24 protein-coding genes are annotated in these 19751 nt (G+C 48.6%); 14 read left to right on the plus strand and 10 right to left on the minus strand.

Going from position 1 to position 19751, the window contains the following annotated elements; translation table 11 throughout:
* Nucleotides 1-182: 182 nt before the first annotated feature.
* The 7 genes from CTN_RS00005 to CTN_RS00035 all read left to right on the plus strand — a co-directional run bounded on the left by CTN_RS00005 (nt 183) and on the right by CTN_RS00035 (nt 5731).
* Nucleotides 183-713 (plus strand): cupin domain-containing protein, encoded by a 531-nt coding sequence (locus CTN_RS00005; RefSeq protein ID WP_038068235.1) that lies wholly within the window; start codon nt 183-185, stop codon nt 711-713.
* Nucleotides 714-738: 25 nt separating this feature from the next.
* Nucleotides 739-1131 carry an adenosylmethionine decarboxylase gene (speD, locus tag CTN_RS00010; protein WP_038068175.1) on the plus strand — a complete coding sequence of 131 codons (393 nt, stop codon included), beginning with the start codon at nt 739-741 and terminating at the stop codon, nt 1129-1131.
* A gap of 13 nt (nt 1132-1144) precedes the next feature.
* Nucleotides 1145-2026 carry a polyamine aminopropyltransferase gene (gene speE, locus CTN_RS00015; protein ID WP_038068177.1) on the plus strand — a complete coding sequence of 294 codons (882 nt, stop codon included), beginning with the start codon at nt 1145-1147 and terminating at the stop codon, nt 2024-2026.
* Between the two features lie 72 nt (nt 2027-2098).
* Nucleotides 2099-3430, plus strand: coding sequence for a tRNA (N6-isopentenyl adenosine(37)-C2)-methylthiotransferase MiaB (gene miaB, locus CTN_RS00020; protein WP_012644895.1), 1332 nt, complete (start codon nt 2099-2101; stop codon nt 3428-3430).
* Nucleotides 3393-4253, plus strand: a complete 861-nt coding sequence (locus CTN_RS00025) for a phospholipase D-like domain-containing protein (protein WP_038068180.1) — start codon at nt 3393-3395, stop codon at nt 4251-4253. The genes miaB and CTN_RS00025 overlap by 38 nt, the downstream gene beginning before the upstream one ends.
* Nucleotides 4231-5037 (plus strand): Cof-type HAD-IIB family hydrolase, encoded by an 807-nt coding sequence (locus CTN_RS00030; protein WP_012644897.1) that lies wholly within the window; start codon nt 4231-4233, stop codon nt 5035-5037. The genes CTN_RS00025 and CTN_RS00030 overlap by 23 nt, the downstream gene beginning before the upstream one ends.
* On the plus strand, nt 4997-5731 hold the full coding sequence (locus CTN_RS00035; protein WP_174872575.1) for a hypothetical protein: 735 nt from the start codon (nt 4997-4999) through the stop codon (nt 5729-5731). Before CTN_RS00030 ends, CTN_RS00035 begins: the two co-directional genes overlap by 41 nt.
* 1 nt (nt 5732) lies before the next feature.
* On the opposite strand, the gene CTN_RS00040 is transcribed toward CTN_RS00035, so the two are convergent.
* The 4 genes from CTN_RS00040 to CTN_RS00055 all read right to left on the minus strand — a co-directional run bounded on the left by CTN_RS00040 (nt 5733) and on the right by CTN_RS00055 (nt 7508).
* Complete coding sequence (locus CTN_RS00040; RefSeq protein WP_012644899.1) at nt 5733-5990, minus strand: ribonuclease toxin HepT-like protein; 258 nt, start codon at nt 5988-5990, stop codon at nt 5733-5735.
* A gap of 120 nt (nt 5991-6110) precedes the next feature.
* The gene (locus CTN_RS00045) at nt 6111-6509 is read right to left on the minus strand and encodes a nucleotidyltransferase family protein (protein WP_012644900.1); all 399 of its coding nucleotides are present in this window, start codon (nt 6507-6509) and stop codon (nt 6111-6113) included.
* Nucleotides 6491-6973 (minus strand): 2-C-methyl-D-erythritol 2,4-cyclodiphosphate synthase, encoded by a 483-nt coding sequence (ispF, locus tag CTN_RS00050; protein WP_038068186.1) that lies wholly within the window; start codon nt 6971-6973, stop codon nt 6491-6493. Before ispF ends, CTN_RS00045 begins: the two co-directional genes overlap by 19 nt.
* Nucleotides 6974-6977: 4 nt before the next feature.
* Nucleotides 6978-7508, minus strand: coding sequence for a Holliday junction resolvase-like protein (locus CTN_RS00055; protein WP_004081152.1), 531 nt, complete (start codon nt 7506-7508; stop codon nt 6978-6980).
* Between the two features lie 59 nt (nt 7509-7567).
* Between CTN_RS00055 and nadE the strand changes: the two genes are divergently transcribed.
* Together nadE and CTN_RS00065 are read left to right on the plus strand one after the other, a co-directional pair.
* Nucleotides 7568-8413, plus strand: a complete 846-nt coding sequence (gene nadE / locus CTN_RS00060; RefSeq protein ID WP_038068191.1) for an NAD(+) synthase — start codon at nt 7568-7570, stop codon at nt 8411-8413.
* A 27-nt stretch (nt 8414-8440) separates the two neighbouring features.
* On the plus strand, nt 8441-10366 hold the full coding sequence (locus CTN_RS00065; RefSeq protein ID WP_012644903.1) for an exopolysaccharide transport family protein: 1926 nt from the start codon (nt 8441-8443) through the stop codon (nt 10364-10366).
* A 19-nt stretch (nt 10367-10385) separates the two neighbouring features.
* Here the strand turns inward: CTN_RS00065 and CTN_RS00070 are convergent, their stop codons facing one another.
* From CTN_RS00070 to CTN_RS10015, 6 genes are read right to left on the minus strand one after another with little or no spacing between them, the layout of a single operon-like run.
* On the minus strand, nt 10386-11798 hold the full coding sequence (locus tag CTN_RS00070) for a clostripain-related cysteine peptidase (RefSeq protein ID WP_038068194.1): 1413 nt from the start codon (nt 11796-11798) through the stop codon (nt 10386-10388).
* Between the two features lie 14 nt (nt 11799-11812).
* Nucleotides 11813-13231, minus strand: a complete 1419-nt coding sequence (locus CTN_RS09910; RefSeq protein WP_038068239.1) for a hypothetical protein — start codon at nt 13229-13231, stop codon at nt 11813-11815.
* A gap of 4 nt (nt 13232-13235) precedes the next feature.
* Nucleotides 13236-13841, minus strand: coding sequence for an HAD family hydrolase (locus CTN_RS00080; RefSeq protein WP_004081157.1), 606 nt, complete (start codon nt 13839-13841; stop codon nt 13236-13238).
* 13 nt (nt 13842-13854) lie between these two features.
* On the minus strand, nt 13855-15057 hold the full coding sequence (locus tag CTN_RS00085; protein ID WP_012644906.1) for a hypothetical protein: 1203 nt from the start codon (nt 15055-15057) through the stop codon (nt 13855-13857).
* 1 nt (nt 15058) lies between these two features.
* Nucleotides 15059-17875, minus strand: coding sequence for an SLBB domain-containing protein (locus CTN_RS00090; protein ID WP_244857350.1), 2817 nt, complete (start codon nt 17873-17875; stop codon nt 15059-15061).
* Nucleotides 17850-18044, minus strand: a complete 195-nt coding sequence (locus CTN_RS10015) for a polysaccharide biosynthesis/export family protein (RefSeq protein ID WP_012644908.1) — start codon at nt 18042-18044, stop codon at nt 17850-17852. Before CTN_RS10015 ends, CTN_RS00090 begins: the two co-directional genes overlap by 26 nt.
* 226 nt (nt 18045-18270) lie before the next feature.
* On the opposite strand from CTN_RS10015, the gene CTN_RS00095 reads away from it, so the two are divergent.
* Genes CTN_RS00095 through CTN_RS00115 form a run of 5 tightly spaced genes read left to right on the plus strand, consistent with a single transcriptional unit; the run spans nt 18271 to nt 19747 of the window.
* A complete protein-coding gene (locus CTN_RS00095; RefSeq protein WP_038068197.1) occupies nt 18271-18465 on the plus strand; it encodes a DUF1659 domain-containing protein in 195 nt (64 codons plus the stop codon).
* A gap of 14 nt (nt 18466-18479) precedes the next feature.
* Nucleotides 18480-18689: a DUF2922 domain-containing protein gene (locus tag CTN_RS00100; RefSeq protein WP_012644910.1), complete on the plus strand. Its 210-nt coding sequence runs from the start codon at nt 18480-18482 to the stop codon at nt 18687-18689.
* 18 nt (nt 18690-18707) lie between these two features.
* On the plus strand, nt 18708-18941 hold the full coding sequence (locus CTN_RS00105) for a hypothetical protein (protein WP_012644911.1): 234 nt from the start codon (nt 18708-18710) through the stop codon (nt 18939-18941).
* Entirely contained in the window at nt 18934-19296 is a 363-nt protein-coding gene (locus CTN_RS00110) for a sigma factor (protein ID WP_038068199.1), read from the plus strand. The genes CTN_RS00105 and CTN_RS00110 overlap by 8 nt, the downstream gene beginning before the upstream one ends.
* Before the next feature lie 40 nt (nt 19297-19336).
* Nucleotides 19337-19747 carry a glycoside hydrolase family 73 protein gene (locus tag CTN_RS00115; RefSeq protein WP_012644913.1) on the plus strand — a complete coding sequence of 137 codons (411 nt, stop codon included), beginning with the start codon at nt 19337-19339 and terminating at the stop codon, nt 19745-19747.
* Nucleotides 19748-19751 lie beyond the last annotated feature (4 nt).

The raw sequence follows: 19751 nt of genomic DNA on the forward strand, positions 1-19751 counted from the left end.
ACTCATAAAAAATTTTTGGATATCACGTAACTAAATTATACACTAATTGTCTTTCAAAGTAATTTGTTTGTAATAAAAGTAACACAAAATTAACCTTGACAGCGAGGAGGGGGTGTGTATAATAATGTCTGTGATACTGAACAAATTTGTCAACTATAGTGGTCAAAGGGGCTGGGAATTTTGTGAGGATCGGTGAAAAACTCAAAAAACTCAGGCTCTCGAGGGGACTCACTCAGGAGGAACTCGCAGAACGAACGGATCTTTCAAGGAGTTTCATATCACAACTTGAGTCGGACAAAACATCACCCTCCATAGACACACTCGAGAGAATCCTCGAGGCACTGGGAACCGATCTGAAACACTTCTTTTCCGACTTCGAAGAGGAAAGGGTTGTGTTTAAAAAAGAGGAAAGAGTTCCGGTCTACGACGAGCCTGAGGGTGTGAAGAGCGAGATTTTGATGAGTGGTGTGGAGGACAAGGAGATAGATCCAATACTGGTAACGCTCGAGCCCGGTGCTCAGACAGAGGAAGAATCTTATCACGAAGGGTCGGAGTTTGGTTTTGTGATTCAGGGAAAGATCGATCTCTATCTCGACGGCAAAAGGTACAGGTTGAAGGAAGGAGACTGCTTCTACTACAGGGCGGACAAGAAACACTACGTGAAGAATCCGGGTAAGAAGAAGGCGGTGTTACTCTGGATCATGATTGACTGAAAATCTTCAGAGGGGAGGGATTCACATGAAAAGCCTGGGAAGGCACCTGGTGGCGGAGTTTTACGAATGTGACAAGGAGATTCTCGACAACGTGCAACTCATTGAGCAGGAGATGAAACAGGCAGCCTACGAAAGTGGAGCGACAATAGTCACATCAACGTTTCACAGGTTCCTCCCCTACGGGGTGAGTGGTGTGGTGGTGATTTCCGAATCCCACCTAACCATTCACACCTGGCCAGAGTACGGCTATGCTGCGATCGATCTGTTCACCTGCGGAGAGGACGTGGACCCATGGAAGGCGTTTGACCATCTGAAAAAAGTCCTCAAGGCAAAGAGGGTACACGTTGTGGAACACGAAAGAGGCAGGTACGACGAGATAGGAATCCCGGAGGACTCGCCGCACAAAGTCACCGTTTGAGGAGGTGTGTGAATTGAAAGAACTGGAAAGAGAACTTCAGCCAAGACAGCACCTCTGGTACTTCGAATACTACACGGGAAACAACGTGGGGCTTTTCATGAAGATGAACCGCGTGATTTACTCAGGACAGAGCGACATACAGAGGATCGACATCTTTGAAAACCCCGATCTCGGTGTAGTCTTCGCACTCGATGGCATCACGATGACAACAGAGAAAGACGAGTTCATGTACCACGAGATGCTCGCACACGTTCCCATGTTCCTTCATCCCAACCCGAAGAAGGTGCTCATCATCGGTGGAGGAGACGGAGGAACACTCAGAGAAGTCTTAAAGCACGATAGTGTGGAAAAGGCGATTCTCTGTGAGGTCGATGGCCTCGTCATAGAAGCGGCGAGGAAATATCTGAAACAGACCTCCTGTGGTTTCGACGATCCCAGAGCGGAGATCGTGATAGCGAACGGTGCCGAATACGTGAGGAAGTTCAAAAACGAGTTCGACGTCATCATCATAGACTCCACGGACCCGACGGCGGGTCAGGGCGGGCACCTCTTCACCGAGGAGTTCTACCAGGCCTGCTACGACGCATTGAAGGAAGACGGAGTCTTCTCTGCAGAAACGGAGGATCCGTTCTACGACATTGGATGGTTCAAACTCGCCTACAAGAGGATCAGCAAGGTCTTTCCTATCACGAAGGTTTACCTTGGTTTCATGACCACCTATCCCTCCGGCATGTGGTCCTACACCTTCGCCTCCAAGGGAATAGACCCGATAAAAGACTTCGACCCGGAAAAGGTGAGAAAGTTCAACAAAGAACTGAAGTACTACAACGAAGAAGTCCACGTTGCCTCCTTTGCCCTCCCGAATTTCGTGAAGAAAGAACTCGGACTGATGTGAACAGCCCCGCTTCGGCGGGGTTTTTCCTTTCTGGTATAATCTAATTAGCCTGAACGAACTGGGAGGTCGAACATGAGATTTTACATCAAGACCTTCGGCTGTCAGATGAACGAGAACGACTCGGAAACGATGGCCGGTCTTCTAATGAAGGAAGGGTTCACCCCCGCCTCGGCTCCCGAAGAGGCGGATGTGGTCATCATAAACACCTGTGCAGTGAGAAGAAAGTCTGAGGAGAAGGCCTACAGCGAGCTCGGTCAGATGCTGAAGATCAAAAGGAAAAGAAAGCTCGTTGTGGGAGTTGCGGGTTGTGTCGCCGAAAAGGAAAGAGAGAAACTCCTGGAGAGAGGAGCCGACTTCGTCCTTGGAACCCGTGCCGTTCCGAGGGTGACAGAGGCCGTCAAAAAAGCACTCGAAGGAGAAAAGGTGGCGCTCTTTGAAGACCACCTGGACGAGTACACACACGAACTTCCAAGGATAAGAACGAGCAGGCACCACGCATGGGTCACGATCATCCACGGCTGTGACAGGTTCTGTACCTATTGCATCGTCCCCTACACCCGGGGAAGGGAAAGAAGCAGACCGATGGCGGACATCCTGGAAGAGGTGAAAAAACTCGCAGAGCAGGGCTACCGTGAGGTTACCTTCCTCGGCCAGAACGTGGACGCCTACGGAAAGGACCTGAAGGATGGCTCCTCTCTTGCAAAACTCCTCGAGGAAGCCTCGAAGATCGAGGGAATAGAGCGAATCTGGTTTCTCACCTCCTATCCAACGGACTTTTCCGATGAACTCATAGAGGTGATAGCAAAAAACCCGAAAGTGGCAAAGTCCGTTCACCTTCCCGTTCAGTCCGGAAGCAACAGAATTTTGAAACTCATGAACAGAAGGTACACGAAGGAAGAGTACCTTGCCCTCCTCGAGAAGATCAGATCGAAGGTGCCAGAGGTTGCAATAAGCAGTGACATCATCGTGGGCTTTCCCACGGAAACGGAAGAGGACTTCATGGAGACGGTGGACCTTGTAGAGAAGGCACAGTTCGAGCGTCTGAACCTTGCCATTTACTCTCCACGTGAGGGAACTGTAGCCTGGAAGTACTACAAAGACGACGTGCCCTACGAAGAAAAGGTGAGACGTATGCAGTTTCTCATGAACCTCCAGAAGAGGATCAACAGAAAACTCAACGAGCGATACAGAGGAAAGACGGTGCGTATCATCGTCGAAGCGCAGGCAAAGAACGGCCTCTTCTACGGCCGCGACATCAGGAACAAGATCATCGCCTTCGAAGGTGAAGATTGGATGATAGGGCGCTTTGCGGACGTGAAAGTGGAAAAGATCACTGCAGGGCCCCTCTACGGAAAGGTGGTCTGGGTTGAAAAGACTCCTTCTCCCGTTTCTTCTTCTGAGTGAAGTTCTTCTTTCACAGGTCTACTTCAGCATGGTGGATGACCTTTCTTTTCTTGTCATCTCACACCTGGAGTCTGCAAGCGATGTGACGGTGGTCGCCTACTCGATCGACCCTGATTATCTTGGCCTGAAAGAGTGCAGCATGGCCACAGAAGTTCCCGTAGAAGGTGCCTTCGTTCACATCTCAGATGGGCTTCTTCACTCGAAGTTCATCGTCCTCGACCACGAAACGGTGATCTTCGGCTCTGCGAACTTCAACCGCTCCAGCTTAGAAGAACATCTGAACAACCTCATCGTCTTTCACTCCAAAGAGATAGCGGACTTTTTCGAGGGAATTTATGACTGGCTCGTTCACGGGAAAAGGCCACAGGTTCGGCTCAAGACTGAAGAAGGTGAGTTCTTTTTGATCCCCGCGGTGGATGTCGAAGAGATCGTCTTGGATTCGCTCTGGAAAGCGAAAAGGTACGTTCTTCTCTGCAGCTACGCTTTCACAGATGAAGACGTCTTTGCCACGCTGAAATTCCTCTCCTCGCAGGGTGTGGAGGTGTACATCATCACGGACGAGTGGTTCGAGTCTTCAAGGCTCAGGGAACTTCCCCTTGAGACCTTCCACGTCCTCGAGGTGAGAGAACCCTTGATGCACCACAAGTTTCTTGTCGTCGATGGAAAAACTCTGATCACGGGTTCTGCCAACTTCACAGAGAGCGGGTTTCACAGAAATGTGGAAGTGATGTTCGAAACGAGTAACAGAGAGTACGTAGAATCTTTCGAGGAAGAGTTCAACAGGATCTGGAGGGGATACTTTGTACAGGGTGTTCGTTTTTGACCTGGACGGAACGCTCCTGAACGACAGCCTGGAGATCTCGGAAAAGGACAGAAAAGTGATCGAAAGGCTCTCGAGAAATTGCCACGTCGTTTTTGCAAGCGGAAGAATGCTCGTTTCCACACTGAACGTGGAGAAAAGGTACTTCAAAAGAACCTTTCCCACGATCGCTTACAACGGTGCGATGGTGTACCTTCCAGAAGAAGGCGTCGTCCTGAACGAAAAGATCCCGCCTGAGGTAGCAAAAGACATCATAGAATACATAAAACCGCTCAACGTTCACTGGCAGGCTTACATTGACGATGTGCTCTACTCCGAAAAGGACAACGAAGAGATAAAAAGCTACGCAAGACACTCGAACGTGGACTACCGCGTTGAACCGAACCTTTCTGAACTCGTCTCAAAGATGGGAACGACGAAACTTCTTCTCATCGATACCCCGGAAAGACTCGACGAGTTGAAAGAGATTCTCTCTGAAAGGTTCAAAGATGTGGTGAAGGTCTTCAAGTCCTTCCCTACTTACCTTGAAATCGTTCCGAAGAACGTGGACAAAGGAAAGGCACTGAAGTTTTTGAGAGGGAGGATGAACTGGAAAAAGGAAGAGATCGTCGTCTTCGGTGACAACGAGAACGACCTGTTCATGTTCGAGGAAGCGGGGCTTCGCGTGGCCATGGGAAACGCCATCGACAAGGTGAAGGAGGCGGCGGACGTTGTCACGCTCACTAACAACGATTCTGGTGTGTCTTATGTTCTTGAGCGCATTTCCACAGATTGTCTTGATGAGTGAGATACCGGAGAGCACCAGTACTTCTGTGGCGGTGAACGTTCCCCTTCAGAGCATACTGAAGGATGTTTCCCTTCTATGTCTTGGAAGTTCTGGAAACCTGAACCTCTCGAGGGATGTAGGAATCGCCGTGGGAAAGATCCTGAAAGAAAGGGGAGTCTCTTACTACGTATTTGGCAGTTTCGACGTTCTGAGAAGAACAGACCCTGATCCCCTCCTGAAAGTTTCCTCCTCCCCATACATCACCGCACAGGTTCTCTCTCTCCTTGCAGAGGGGCTCTCCATCGCCGGTGTCGTTCCTGTCTTCAACGCAACAGGCCCCGTCAATGATCAGGTTGTCACCGCTCTCATCACGAGAAAGGCCACCTACCCTGTGATGGTGGAAGATATGGAAAAGTACGAGTACCTGAAAAAACTCGGCTACACCACAACGTTCGTTATGGACACGAAGGGAAACGTGCTCGTGGGAAGGCCAGTAAGATTCTCCTGGGCCTATGGAAAGGAGATAGACTACGAAGATCTCAGAAGGGAAGTTCTGGAAAGCTCCGTAGTCCTTCTGGATAGAAACACGGGAAGAATCAGTGTGAACGATCCATGGGGTGGTGGAGTGCTCGTTTTTTCCAACGAAGAGTGGCTTTTGAAGATCGCACAGGACGTGCTCGATGGGAGAAGAGCCCCTACAGGAAGGACACCTTGATTCACATTTTTTCTGCAAGCTCTTTAAGAAAATCTTTGAATTCGCCTATTTCTTCTCTGAAACGTTCGTAAACAGTCCACGCTCTTTCCAGAAGAGGTTTCATCCTCGCCCATTCCAGAAGATAACCGTACACGTTCCTGAAAACATGTCTGAATCTCAGATATTCATCAAGAGTTTCCCTGAGTTTTTTTGAAATCACAGCGGGACGAACCCTCGGGATCTCAAGCGACATTTTGTTCAGTAACCTCGCTCCGTTCATCTCATAAGATATCAGTTCGAAGGAGACTTCCGAGCGCCCTCAAGATGAAACGGTCTGGCTCTTTATTGGAAAATTCTCTGCTTTACTCTTTCATCTCTTTCACAACCACATCAAGGGCATCTATCTATCTCCGCTATCAGTGAGAGAATCTGTTCCCTCTTCAATCTCCATTCCCTCCCTCTCGATCAGGTTCCTGAGGAACGCAGGACATCCTTCAAGATCGATCAGATCTACCTCGAACTCAGAGAGCCTGTTGATCTCAGAGAGCACCCTGAAGTACTCCTCTTTCGGAAGGCCTTCCACCGCAAGATCGATATCGGATCGCTCAGTGAACTCTCCTGCCCCTCTTAAGTACTTCGCAAGAGAGCCAAAAAGAACCACCCTTTTTGCACCGTACTTTTCTCTCAGTACCCTGGTGACCTTCCTTGCCTCTTCAAGAGCCTTCTGAGCCATCAATTTCATCTTTTCTTCTTCCTTCTTTTTTCTCTCTACCCAGGCCCTTATATACTCTTCGTACATTTTTTCTCCTCCACAAGACACACCGCATATGCGGAGATTCCCCTTTCTTCTCCCTCAAACCCCAGCGTGTTTCCGCTCTTGAACTTCACGTTCACACGGGATGTTTCAAGTGCACTTTTGAGGTTTTCCAAGATCTTTTCTCTGTAGGGGGAGAGTTTCACGATGGAGGCCACAACCGTTGCGTCCACGTTGACCACACTGAATCCTCTCTCCTCCAGTATCTTCACCGTTTCTTTCAAAAGGTCCAGACTGTTTGCGTCCTTGTACTCCTTCGTCTCCGGAAACCACGTTCCTATGTCGCCAAGACACCCTGCCCCCAGAAGGGCATCTATGATCGCATGTGAGAGAACATCTCCGTCGGAATGTCCAAGACTTCCAAGGGGTGCGTCTATCTCCACCCCGGCAAGGACCAGCCTTCTTCCCTCAACGAGCGGATGTCTGTCGTATCCAAAGCCGATGAACATGGAATCACTCTCCACGATAGTGCAGTTTCTCCCAGTAAACCTCTCTTTTTTCCACCACGTCCCTTACCTGTCTTTCTCTGGTGTTCAGATTTCCCGTTTTTCCCGTCTTGACCTCAACAAACACTATTCTTCTCAAGTTTCCTTCACTCAAACCATCGAAGACCACAAAATCCACTGGAGTTCCTATAAATCTTGCATCTTTTGGATTGTATCTGAATTCTGGGAAGAAAGGTATCAGGTGCTCTGTAACCTGACCCATTATCACACTTTTGCTTTTGTTGATGGCATCCTCTCTGATCCTTTTCTCCTCTTCCATCTTCCACTCCTGAAATTTCACTTCGTATTCTCTTTTCAAATTTGCCTCAAGAACTCTTCTCTGGAGTTCCCACTCGCTCTTCTTCCACTCTTCAAACATTTTCATAGCATTGCTCTCAATTTTTCCCCTGAGTTCCTGGATCTCGCGTGACATTTTCAGAAGGTTTCTTGTCAGGATAAAAACAACGATGATGAGAATTACGATGATCAAAACCGTCATGTAAATCCCCCTCCTCTATTCACATATTCTACATGTTAAAATCCCAGAGGGTGACCACAATGAAAGAAAGTCTCATCAGTTTCATAAGAGAAAAGATAGAAGAGTACAACTACAGAGGAGCCGTCGTTGGTGTGAGTGGTGGGGTGGATTCCGCCGTCGTTCTCTCGCTGTGTGTTCAGGCACTGGGAAAAGACAGGGTCTTTGCGCTCATCCTTCCTGAAAGGGACTCCTCGAAAGATTCATTGAAGGATGCCGTAGATCTCTGTGAGACTCTCGGTGTCGAGTACAGGAAAAGATCGATCACACCCATTCTGAGAAAGATCGGCGCCTACAGGCTCTTTCCCCCAAGGTTTTTCCTTCCAAACTCGATCGTGAAAAGATACGTCCTGAACAGGTGGAACACACTCTCGAAAGACCCTTTCCTGGACGATCTCAGAAACACCGGCCCTGAAGAGTTCCTGAAAGGTCTTGCGTACTACAGGATAAAGCACAGAATCAGAATGTGCCTTCTCTACTTCGAGGCAGAAAAGAGAGGATACGCCGTCGTGGGAACAACAAACAGAACGGAGTATCTGACGGGCCTTTATGTGAAATGGGGTGACGAGGCAGTCGACATAGAACCCATCATGCACCTGTACAAGACACAGGTCTTCGAACTCGCAAAAGAGATGAACGTTCCAGAAAAGATCCTGAAAAAACCCCCTTCTCCCGATCTCATTCCCGGCATCACAGACGAGATGGCGTTCAACATGAGTTACTTGGAACTCGACCGCATTCTGATGAAACTCGAAAAAAACGAAGACCTCTCAGACGAGGACCCGAAAAAAGTCGAGAGGGTGAAGAAGATTCTGGAATTTTCAGAAAAGTACAGAAGAGACATTCCCATCACTTTTGATAGAATATGATACAGAACACACCAGGGAGGGAAAAACGTGGAAGAAAGAGAACTCACACTCTCTGACATTCTTTTGATGTTCAAAAGAAGATCAAAACTCTTCTGGCTCGTTCTTGTTCTGACTGTCTTTGCAACAGGGATCTATCTTTTCCTTGCGACACCCCGGTACGAAGCCGCCGCGAAGGTGAAGGTTTCAACCCAGAAAGGAATGAGTCTTGGCCTTTCGATCGAGGGCCTTCTTGGAGGACTCTCCAGTCTTTTCGGTTCAGGTGGAGGTGCCATCGAAGACGAAATTGAGATCATGCTCTCAAGACGAAACATCATGGCCGTGATCGACGAACTCGACCTTGTTCACAAACTCCTCGACGAAAAAGACATAGAGAAGGCAAAGAAAAACGGCCTCACAGAAGACGATCTGAAACTATCCCTCTACAGTTACATGGTGGAAAAACTCATAACGGTAGAGCCGGTGAAAAACTCGAACATACTGGAAGTCAAGGTTACCTGGCACGATCCCAAACTTGCAGCAGAAATAGCAAACAAAATCGTTGAAAACTACACAAAGATCAGCGAAAGCATCGCAAAAAGTCAACTTGGAGCAAAGAAGGCATTCCTCGAAGAGCAAATCCCGAAGATAGAACAGGAACTCAAAGAAGCAGAGAGCAAACTCAAGGTCTTCAAAGAACAGAACAAAATCTACTCTGTAGAAACACAGACAGAGGTTCTGATAGAAAGATATGCTTCTCTTCTTCAAAAAATGGAAGAAGCCAGAATCGCCATGGAGGCAGCACAGAAACAGTCCGAGTTCTTCTCAAAAGAACTCGAAGATCTCGACATCGAAATTGAGCAGATCAAGGACAGTATCACCTTCGATCCCATCATCTCTCAGCTCAAAAGCAGGCTGATCAACCTTCAGATAGAACTCGCCGGTCTCATGGAACGCTACACAGAGACAAACCCGGCGGTGATACAGAAGAAAGCAGAACTTCAAGAGACACAAAAACAACTCGAAACAGAACTCAGAAGACTCCTCACCTCCCAAGTGAAAAAGACTGGCAATCCCATCTACGAGGAAGCACTCAGCAGTCTCATAAAGGCAGAGTCGGAGAAAATCCTGTATCAGTCTCAGTACGAAGCCTTCAAGAAACTCTACGAGGACATGGAAAAAGAACTTTCAAAACTTCCCGAACTCGAACAGAAACTGATAGAACTCGAAAGAGACTACAAGGTGAAAGAAACGATCTACACCACACTGCTTCAGGCAAAGTACGAGTCTCTCATCTCCGAAGCCGCCATCACCGCCAACGCGAACGTCATAGACTGGGCGGTGCCACCTCTTGAACCATCCAAACCCAACAAAAAACTCACGCTCGCAATTGGAGGTGTTCTGGGGATATTCCTTGGAATCCTCGCTGTTTTCTTCGCTGAGTTCTCGGACAGAAGGATCAAGTCTGAAAGCGAGGCGGAATACCTCCTGGGATTGGAAAAGATCGTCGCAAGGGTTCCACTAACACAGAACGAAGAGGTGATAGAAAAAGCCCTGGGAATTCCCGCCGTGAAATCAGGAAAGGTTACCTTCATCACCGCACTCGAAGACGGAGCGGGAGTGAGTACAATCGCGAGATACATGGCGGAACTGCTCTCGAAAAAAGAAAAGGTATTACTCCTTACAGAAGAAAAAGTGGAAGGCACTTTCGACAGAAAAGACGTTTTCGACCTTCTGAAAAATCCTGACGTTCTCGAAGAACTGAAAGAGCGCTACGACAAAATCATCGTTGACGCTCCATCCCTGAAGAGGACACCCGACTTTCTCCCAATTGCAGAAAAGAGCGACACCGTCTACATCGTGATCCGACTGGAACACACCCTCTCCGAAGACCTCAAGATGCTTCACTCTCTCAAAAAGATCGACGGGTTCATCCTGAACGGCCTGACGAAGAACAATTCAACGTATGTGAAATGAAGGCGGCTGAGCCGCCTTTTTAGTTTAACCAGTATTCCAGAAACTCGTCCCACTGAGTGTCATACGGAAAGGAAAGTGTCTGATAGTCTTCCCAATAGTCCTGATAACACAACATGCTCTCTGGCATGAAGATACTGATGGGAGAAGAGAGTGGCTGTCTGGCCATCTCACTGTAGGATATCTCACCGTAGGAATAAACGACAACAGATCTCGGATCTGGAGCAGCAGTGATCCTTGAAGAAACCCACTTGTCTATGAAATCTCCAAGATCAACAAGAACTGTCTGATTGTAATCGTCAATATAACTCTTCACCACATCAGAATAAACCGCATCGACCTTGCTCAGATCTGCTTTCAGATCACTGATGAACAAGTTTAAATCAGAAACAAACACCTCCACCTGCGAGGTGTCGTACACTGCAAGACTCAGTCCGATCTGGCGGTAATAATCATAAGAGGAATAGTACTCCCTATAACTGTCAACTATCATACTCGCTACGTCCAGCGGAGTGCTATCTGATGCTATCTCACCAAGAAAGGAGTAGTCCCATCCTTCAGCTGGCTCGTTGAAACTTGATGCCACGATATAATCTGCTGTGTTTCTGAGTTCGTATATCACCTCAAGAGATCCCATGAGACACGCGTCAAACCCGAGGATGTCGAGTTTGTCTCCAGAAAGAGCGTTTTCAAGTGCTTTCCTCAGGTCTGCTACAGCAATTGCCGTTCCTCGAGTCTCGTCGAACCCAACAGCCTTCGTTGAGATGTAGTATGAGTCACCGATCCACGCACTCCCGTGATCCCAAATCACAAGCGCGTAGCGATCGGCATCGAATTGATTGAGAATCATCTCAAGCCAGGCTTCCAGATTTGTGTACGATCCACTGTTGAAGTCAATTCCCACCATTCCAACAACAGCCTGCCAGTTTCCGTTTTCATCGAGCACCAGTACTCCATCACCAATTTCTACACCATCGTAGACAACAACCACAGAAACACTTCCACTGGCGTTTCTCATCTCGGAAAGGTCATCCTCGGAGTAGTAATAAAGATTGTTGTCTGCTGCCATCCACACGATGAAAAGCCACTTCGGTTTTGTGAAACTAACATCAAAAGACCTGCTCACACCACCTGCCACCGCTGTGAATGTGTAAGTTTTCTCCGATGGAGAGAAAAAACCTATTCTTGCTACACCGCTTGTGTCGGTGGTTGCTTCTCCAAGGAAGGCACCATCCACATAGAAAGAAACATCCTCACCTGAGACGGGAAGACCGTACTCGTCGAGCACCTGAACGTCCACAAAAGCGTATCTCCCAGCGATGTGGGTTTCATTATCCGCGATTATTGTGGAAGGTGTGGACGCGTGTGTGTAGATCTCCGGCATACATCCAGAAAGAAAAAGAGCAGAAACCACAATCAAAAGAAACCATCTCAAACTTCTCTTCCTCCTCAAAAGCCAAATTCGATCCCAAGACCAGCCAGAAACTCACTACCTGAAAAAAGAAGAGAAAAACTCACGTGCCCGATTTTCCCCCTCAAACTCGCCCCGAAAATGGTTTTCGTTTCCCCTTCCTCCGCCGTCGGATATTCCGTATAGAGTGTGTTCGGCCCCTTCACAAGGTAGAAGAAATCCGTTTCAAGACTGACGTTCTCTTTGAAAAGATCAAAAGATACGTTCAAAAGTTTTGCGTCCGGCCCGAAGGCAAAACCTACAGGATAGTCAACGATCGTTCTGGAAGATGGGAGATTTGTGAGATAGACGATCCTGTTGTTGAACTTCAAGTAGGGAAGGAACGTGTTGTAGACGAATTTTGTAGCCAGAGCGTACTCCACACCGAGCACGCCTTTCAAAGATCCGGTGGAAAGCGCTCTTCTCACACCCACGTTGAACGCATAAGCGGTGGGTTTTGACTCATCCTCAGTTGTTCCCACAAGATCGTCGAGAACGAACTCTCCGTGAACTTCAAAGCCTTTTTTTGGGACCCAGGAAAAGTCGAAAGATGCCATCGAGTTCGTGTAGCCCTCGTTGTAGTTGTTGTGCCAGATCGAAAAGGGACTCACGGCGAAAAGATCAGGGTACTTTCCACCGATCATCGTGAGCTCTCCCACACCGAGTCTCAGATTCTCCCTGATATGAAAGTCCAGTCGATGTGCTGCAAGTGTCTTCACCTTCTCCGTGTAAGGAGAAAGAGGATCCGCGTTGACCGGAACAAAAGTACTCTGCTTTTCCCACTCATCTTCTGTCAAAACCGGGTTGATCGATACAAGATGGAACGTGTACTGGATCTTTCCTTTTGTAGAAAACGTGAAGTGATTGAAATAGGGACTCACGTCCGATATCGCAACCGGAAACTCAGAACTTCCCCATCTGATCTTCGACCTTCCGATGACAGCGTAGAAGGAGTCTCCATCATAGACACCGTAAGCAGTGTAAGGAAAGTTCGAGTCGGGACTTGCTATCTCCTTCCACAAAGGTGGAATGTTGTTTAAAGACTCCTTGTAGAAGTAGTTGTAGTTGTTGTTGAAGGGAATTTCCGTGTAGAAAGAAAGATCCCCCACGTTTCCTTCCAGAATGACACTGAAAAGCGGTGGGGTGTTCTCGTACAGATAGAAGTTTTCCCAGGGTGGATCCGACAGAACAAACCAGCCCGTTTTCGTCTTTCCTTCGAAGTTTCCAGAGTAGAAAAACGGTGAAACACGAAAAGAGATTCCATTTCCCTTCTCACCGGACGGCACAGGAAGAACACCGGGAAGCGCTTCTTTGCTCTCAAGACTCTCATACACGAACTGTGGACTCATCTGTGTGACGAGGGGCTCAGAAAAAAGAACGCAGGAAAGCATCACGAAGAGAAAAACAGGCCACCTCATCTTCTCACCTGCCGATCTTGAGAGTTTCAAACAGGAGTTCCTTCAACCTGGAAGGCTCTGGAAGGTGTATCGTGTTGAAGCCAAGTTCTTCTGCTGCTTTTACGTTCTCCTCCATGTCGTCTATGAAAAGACTCTCCTTCGGTGTGATCTTATACTTTCTGATCAACTCAAGATAGATCTCTTTCTCTGGCTTTATGAAACCAACGTGCGATGAGATCACCATCCCATCGAAAAAGTCAAAAAATCGATATCTTCTTCTCACCATCTCGAAATAGATCTTCCCGTAGTTCGAAAGAACGTACAGTTTGAAGTTCTTTTCCTTCAAAATAGAAAGCAACTTCACGTTCTCCTCTATGGGTTTTAAGAGTTTCGGGACCTCCCTTTCCAGTTTTTCAACGTACTCTCTGTACTCTGAAAGTTCTTTCTTTTTCTTTTCCCAGAGATCGTTCTCTGGAAGAGTTCCCCTGTCCATTTTCTTCCAGTCTTCGTGCTTGAAGATCTCCCTCTCCAGAACCTTTGCCACGTCCTCTGGAAAGGACTCCACCAGGTATTCGCAAGGCCTCCAGTCGATCAGAACTCCTCCAAGATCGAAGACGATGTTTCGTATCATTTCACCCCTCCTGCTACATCTTGAAACTCAAAAAAACCCCAGCTCCAATCCCCTCAAGACTGCTCCACCAGACCTCCACCTTTCCACCGTACTCTCCAAAATCGCTTTCTGCAGAAACCTTCAGCGTGTGCTCTTTTGTGAGGTCTCCTATGAGCCACTTGGTGTCGGGTGGCATCTCCTTTCCATGCCAGGGCGTCTCCGGTGTTCTGTCTCCGTAGACGAGGTAGTGGTACATCAGATCGAGCGTGCACCATCCAGAGAACCTTCTCACACCGAGTTTCAAAGAGAAGGAGTTCTCGCCGTATTTGTATCCGATCATCCTCTCTTCGATCTTTCCCGTGTCAAAATAGGTGTACTCGTACGGAAGATTCTCCTGTGTTCTCTCAAAGGTGTACGCGCTCGCACCGGACACCTCCCCGTAGATCTTCCACGCACCAGTTCTGTACTCTCCTCCAAGAAGGAGTGCGACCTTGTCCGGATTCAGATAACTTCCTGTTCCAAGAAGCCTGTTCAGGCTCATGTCGTCTATCAGGGCTTCAAAATAGACTCTTCCCGCACCGAAGTTGAACTCGATCCATCCTCCCATGAGGGCGTTTGCGTTTTTGCTCTCATCTTTCCAGGGTGCTCCCTCCTGAGACAGCCAGATCTCCTGGATGGCGATCGGTGGAAGTGGAACGAAGAAGTAATACGGATTGAACACCTCGTTCAGATAGACCACGGCGTCTTCGTAGGCGATCTTCAACTGCCCAAAATCGAACACAACCGTTCTGTAGTTGAAACTCTTTTCCTCGTTTATGTTGAGCCAGAGAGATTCCACGTGCCAGTTGTCCTTTTTGTACTTCAAAGAAACACCGGGAAAACCGTAAAAGCGGGAGTTGTCGTCCAGAAAGAGTTTGTCGATCCCGGGGCCTCTTTCCTCGTTCAGTATGCCCGCCTTCAACTCGAAAGGCCCAACATTTCCGGAAACGAACGCCTCTGGAAAGTAGTAGAACTCCACGAACTTTTTGAGTTCGTCGATGATTCCGGTGTGAACGATTCCGTATCCCTTTCCCACACCGACCTCGAAACTGAAGGCCCAGTCCCTGAAAAGTGGCAGAGTCCAGTCCAGCTCCCCTGTCCACCTGAAAGAGCCCTCGTACGAAAGATCAAAAGAAACGCTCCCTCCGGCAAAGACAAGCGCCGGAAGGAGGATCAGAAGGAAAAGGTTCCTTTTCATATTACCACCCCATCACGTCTTTGACGTTTCTTATAGTGCTGAATATGGTGTTCACGATGGAGAGTGCCTCTGTCACCTGTATGAGCGGGTTGTCCGGAACGAAGACCACATCACCCGGCGAAACGTTCAGGTTCACTCCACCACCTTTTCCAGACAAAACTCCAGAAAGATCACAGACGGTCACCTCTCCCTGCGGCCCTCCCCTGAAGAGGAAGATCCTGCTTGCTGCCGCTTTCTCTGTGAAGCCTCCTGCCCTCATCACCACATCGAACACGGTGGAATACCTGTCCACCTTCACAATGCCGGGGTTTTTCACGTTTCCAAGAACGTACACGTAGTTCGTCTCAACGGGTGGCACGTACACCACATCTCCTGGCTCCACCTTCACGTTCTGGACCTCTTCGATGCTGGTGAAGTCGTAGGTGAACTCTTTCTCTCCTCTTCTCAAGATCACCTTCGTTCTCAGTGCCCAGTTGCTCAGGCCACCTGCCTGTGCGATGAGTTTGAGAAGCGTCACGTCTCCTTTCAACTCGTACGCTCCTGGACGTGCCACCTCTCCGACCACGTAGGCAAAGTTCTCCGTCTCAAGGGGCACGAAGACCACACTGCCGCTTTCAAGAACGGGGCCACCTGTTTTTATCACCTCTTCGTAGTCCACCTCTTCTTTTTCGCCGTCCGGTTTCACAACGACTATCCTCTCAGAGCCCGTGCTCTTCACACCACCGACCTTTCCAAGAACGCTCCTCAGAGTGGGAGTCTCTTCGTCCTCGAAGGTCACGAGTGTGTTCGTGATCCCTTCACCGAAGACGTACACGTGGGTTTTTTCTCTGTACTTCACAAAGACAAGATCTCCATCCTCGAGTTCAAAGGAACTTGTCTGCTCTTTTGGAACGGTGATCTCGTGGCCGTCTCGCAGAACAGTTATGTTTCCTGCCTCAAAGAGTGTGTCTTCTCTGTAACCTCCTGCCTTCACGATCGCCCTGTCGAGCACGGGAGTTTCGTCCGGCTCGAACACGACCATCTGGGGTGCTCTCACAAAGCCGTCCACGTAGACCCTGATCGACTCCTTCAGATTCAGTTCAACAACCGCACCGTCTTCAAGCGGAACATCCACAAGTTCATCGAACTTCTGAACCCTTCCATCCATGATCACCTTCAAACCTGCGATGTACTTTCTCTGAACCTTTCCAAACCTTGCGAGCGCCTTTTCCAGTGTGATATCCTCGTCCTTTGCAAAGTCAACGTAGCCGTACACGTCCCCTGTGAAGTAGACCCTCTTTGTCTGAACCGTTCTCACAAGGATCGTGTCACCCTTTTCGAGGGGAACGTCTTCTGTGAGGATCTTTTCCGGATCGAAAGTCATCTCTCTGCCATTCCTCAAAAGCGAAAGGCTCTTTATCAAAGAGAAGTCCTCGATCCCGTACTTTTTAAGAGCGGTCGAAAGTGTGAAGGGTTCTTCCTTCTCGAAACTCATCTTTCCATTCCTTGAGACGTTGTCTCCCACCATGTAGACGAACCTGTCCGTATACCTCTCCACGTAGACGAACACACCATCTTCGAGCAAGATGTCTTCCTTTACGATCTCGTCCGGGGAGTACTCCTTTCCTGCCACCTTCACGGACACGACCTGGCCTTCGTCAACGAAGCCCCCCGCCTTTGCGATGAGGTTTCTCAGGGTGAACGCCTCGTTCTTTCCGAAGGTGTAAAGCCCCGGATTTCTCACGTATCCCAGTACGTAGGCCTTCTTCGGGACGAACTCTTTCACGTTCACCACGTCTCCTGGCTTCACAGAAAAATCCAGATTGTTCGGTGAGAGTGTGATCACACTGCCATCTCTTGTCACGACGATGCTGTCGACCTCTTCCAGAGTACCCTTTATGCCTCCTGCCATGGAGAGGAGCTTTTCCAGGGTCACGTTCTCTTTTGGGGAGATCTCGTAAACCCCGGGCCTTGAAACGTATCCGGAAACATAGACTTCTGTCTTTTCGAACTTCTTTATCTCGACCACGTCGCCGACTTCTATCTCAACGTTTTCGTCCAGAACGTCCGGGTCGTACTCGAGAGTTTCTCCACCTCTTGTGATGAGGGCCTTCTCGATGAACCTTTTATCGACGGAGAGTCCTCCGGCCTTCGCCACGAGGTTCTTGAGTGTGAGAGACTCTTCCTTAGAAAACGCGTACATGCCAGGCCTTGAAACTGCTCCCACGATGTAGGCAAACCTTTCGTCCATCTTTTGAACGTGCACCGTGTCACCTGGTTTCAGAGGAACGTTCTTCTGGTAGAGTTCCTCTTCTGAGACCTCAACGGTTTCATCTTTTGAGAGAACAACGATCTTCCCAGAACTTTCCTGCGTTGTCCCACCTGCCACCGCGAGAAGGTCGACAAGGGTCATTCCCTTCCTGTAGGGGTACACTCCGGGTTTTGCCACGGCCCCAACGACCTTCACAAAGTCCGTGTAGGTCTTCTCTGGTAGTATGACCTGGTCGTTCTCTTGAAGCGTAATATCTTTCTCCGGTACCTCTCCCCACAGAAGAGAGGAAAGATCGAGCGCATATACCTTCCCATTCCTCACCACCTTTACCGAGGAAAGATCCACCATGGAAAGATCTACTGTGTTGTTGAGAAGAGATAGGAGCTTTGAGACGGTGAGATCTTCCATTCCCATGTCCACGGTCCTGTTCACAACACCTGAGATGTAGACGTTCCTCGGTGCGATCTGAAGGAGAGACACGACAACTTTTGGCTCAGAAAAACTGGAAGAGAGTCTTTCTTCCAGAAGTTTCATCACCTCTTCAACGCCAAGACCCTCCACCTTCACCCGTCCCCACGTAGGGAAAGGTGATCGCACCCTCGATATCAACGGTGCAGTCTCTTGTGAGGTCCGGATACCCCACGACCTCGATCCTCAGAACGTCTCCCTTTCTGATGCTGTAGGAAAGAAGAAGCACCGTCATCAGAAGAAATGCCACAAACAAAACCTTCTTCATCGAATTCCCTCCTCCTCTCTTTTCTGAAAAGATTATACCCCAGAACGGACAAAATCGGCACAGACAGATCGTTCGCTATTCTACTTTTATTCACTAATATGTTGAATACATCAAATTGTTTTCTTAACTTAAAATAACATATTAAGAGTTAACATTCCTGTCAGGACTTATATAAATGGAGGGGCTGCGCAGCCCTCAAAAAAAAATTCGTCAGGAGGTGTTCTCTGTGGAGAAGGCTCTCAGGATCCTCTGGGCAACGGGAGAGGTGGACGAAAACGGTGACCCAGTGACAAGAAGGCAGACCATCTCTGTGAGTCCGAACGCCACGGCACAGGACCTTGCAAACGCGGTGAACGCTCTCGATTCTCTCACAAACCACACCTACGTCTCCGCTCAACTCGTCACGTACGAAACCATATGAGGAGGTGATGGGGTATGAAGAGGCTCTATCTGGATTTTTACAACGAAACTGAGAACAAAAGAAGAAGGATCATCGTCAACGATCCCGTGGAAGGCCTCACAGCAGAACAGGTTCAGTCGGCCATGCAGACACTCCTTGACTCGAAGGTCCTGGAAGGATACGCGATCGACAGGGCAGTGGTTGTAGAGACTTCTTCAAATGAATTTTTTGATCTCATTCAGTGACGAAGGGAGGGCGTCTGCATGATGACAATACTTCCAATTTTGAAGGACGTCCTCCCGCTCGCCGTCTCCCTGGTCGAAAGACCGGGGGACGGTGAGGCCAAAAAAGAAGAGGTGAAAGAGATCGTGTTCAGCCTCTTCGACGACTTCGGTATCGACCTTCCCTTCGACGACGACATCTTCGAACACATACTGGACCGCGCGATAGACTTCATCGTCGATTTCTTCAACATTCGGGTGTGGAACAATGCCTAAGAGAAATACGAAGAAACTGAAAGATGAAGAACTCAACATCAACGAACTCTTCGAAAGATACAGGGCCGAGGTAGAAGCGAAAACGAGGTACTTCTTCAAGAAGTGGGGATACAAGGTCCACTCCTACGAAGACCTCTACCAGACGGTAGCCTGTATTTTCACCTACGCTTATAAAACGTGGAAAAAAGAAAAGGGAAGGTTCGATGCGCATCTAAAGTCCACCATAAACAGAAAGGTGATCGATCTTCTTCAGGGTATACCCCTTCCAGGTTGCAGCGATGCTCCATTCGACATCCTGAAGACAGAATACAAATCACGCTGCGAACTGATGGACTTCGAAGAAGAAAATCTCTGAAGGCGGGGGTCTCCCCCGCTTTCTTTCTGGAGGTGATAAGATGAAAGAGAAGTTTCTCGAAAGATTCGGCGAAACCGCCTTTCTTCTTGGAAAGCTCACCGGGATGGATCCGAAGATACTCCTTGCCCAGTCCGCCCTCGAAACTGGCTGGGGAAGACACACGGTGGGAAACAACCTCTTCGGCATAAAGAAACTCTCCTGGCTCGAAAGAGGAGTTGAAGCGGAAACGAAAGAGTTCGATGGGGTGAAAACGAGCGATACGTTTCAAACTTTTGTCAGTCCAGAAAACAGTATGATCGCCTACTTGATTCTTATAAAAGAGTGTTATAATAAGGCCTGGGCAGAAAGAAAGAACCCCAGGTTATATTTTCATCTCCTTCAGGAACTGGGATACGCAACAGATCCGGTGTACGCAAAAAAGTGCCTTGATGTTTACAATTGTGTTGAATAACTTT

Source organism: Thermotoga neapolitana DSM 4359 (genome assembly GCF_000018945.1).
GTDB lineage: Bacteria > Thermotogota > Thermotogae > Thermotogales > Thermotogaceae > Thermotoga > Thermotoga neapolitana.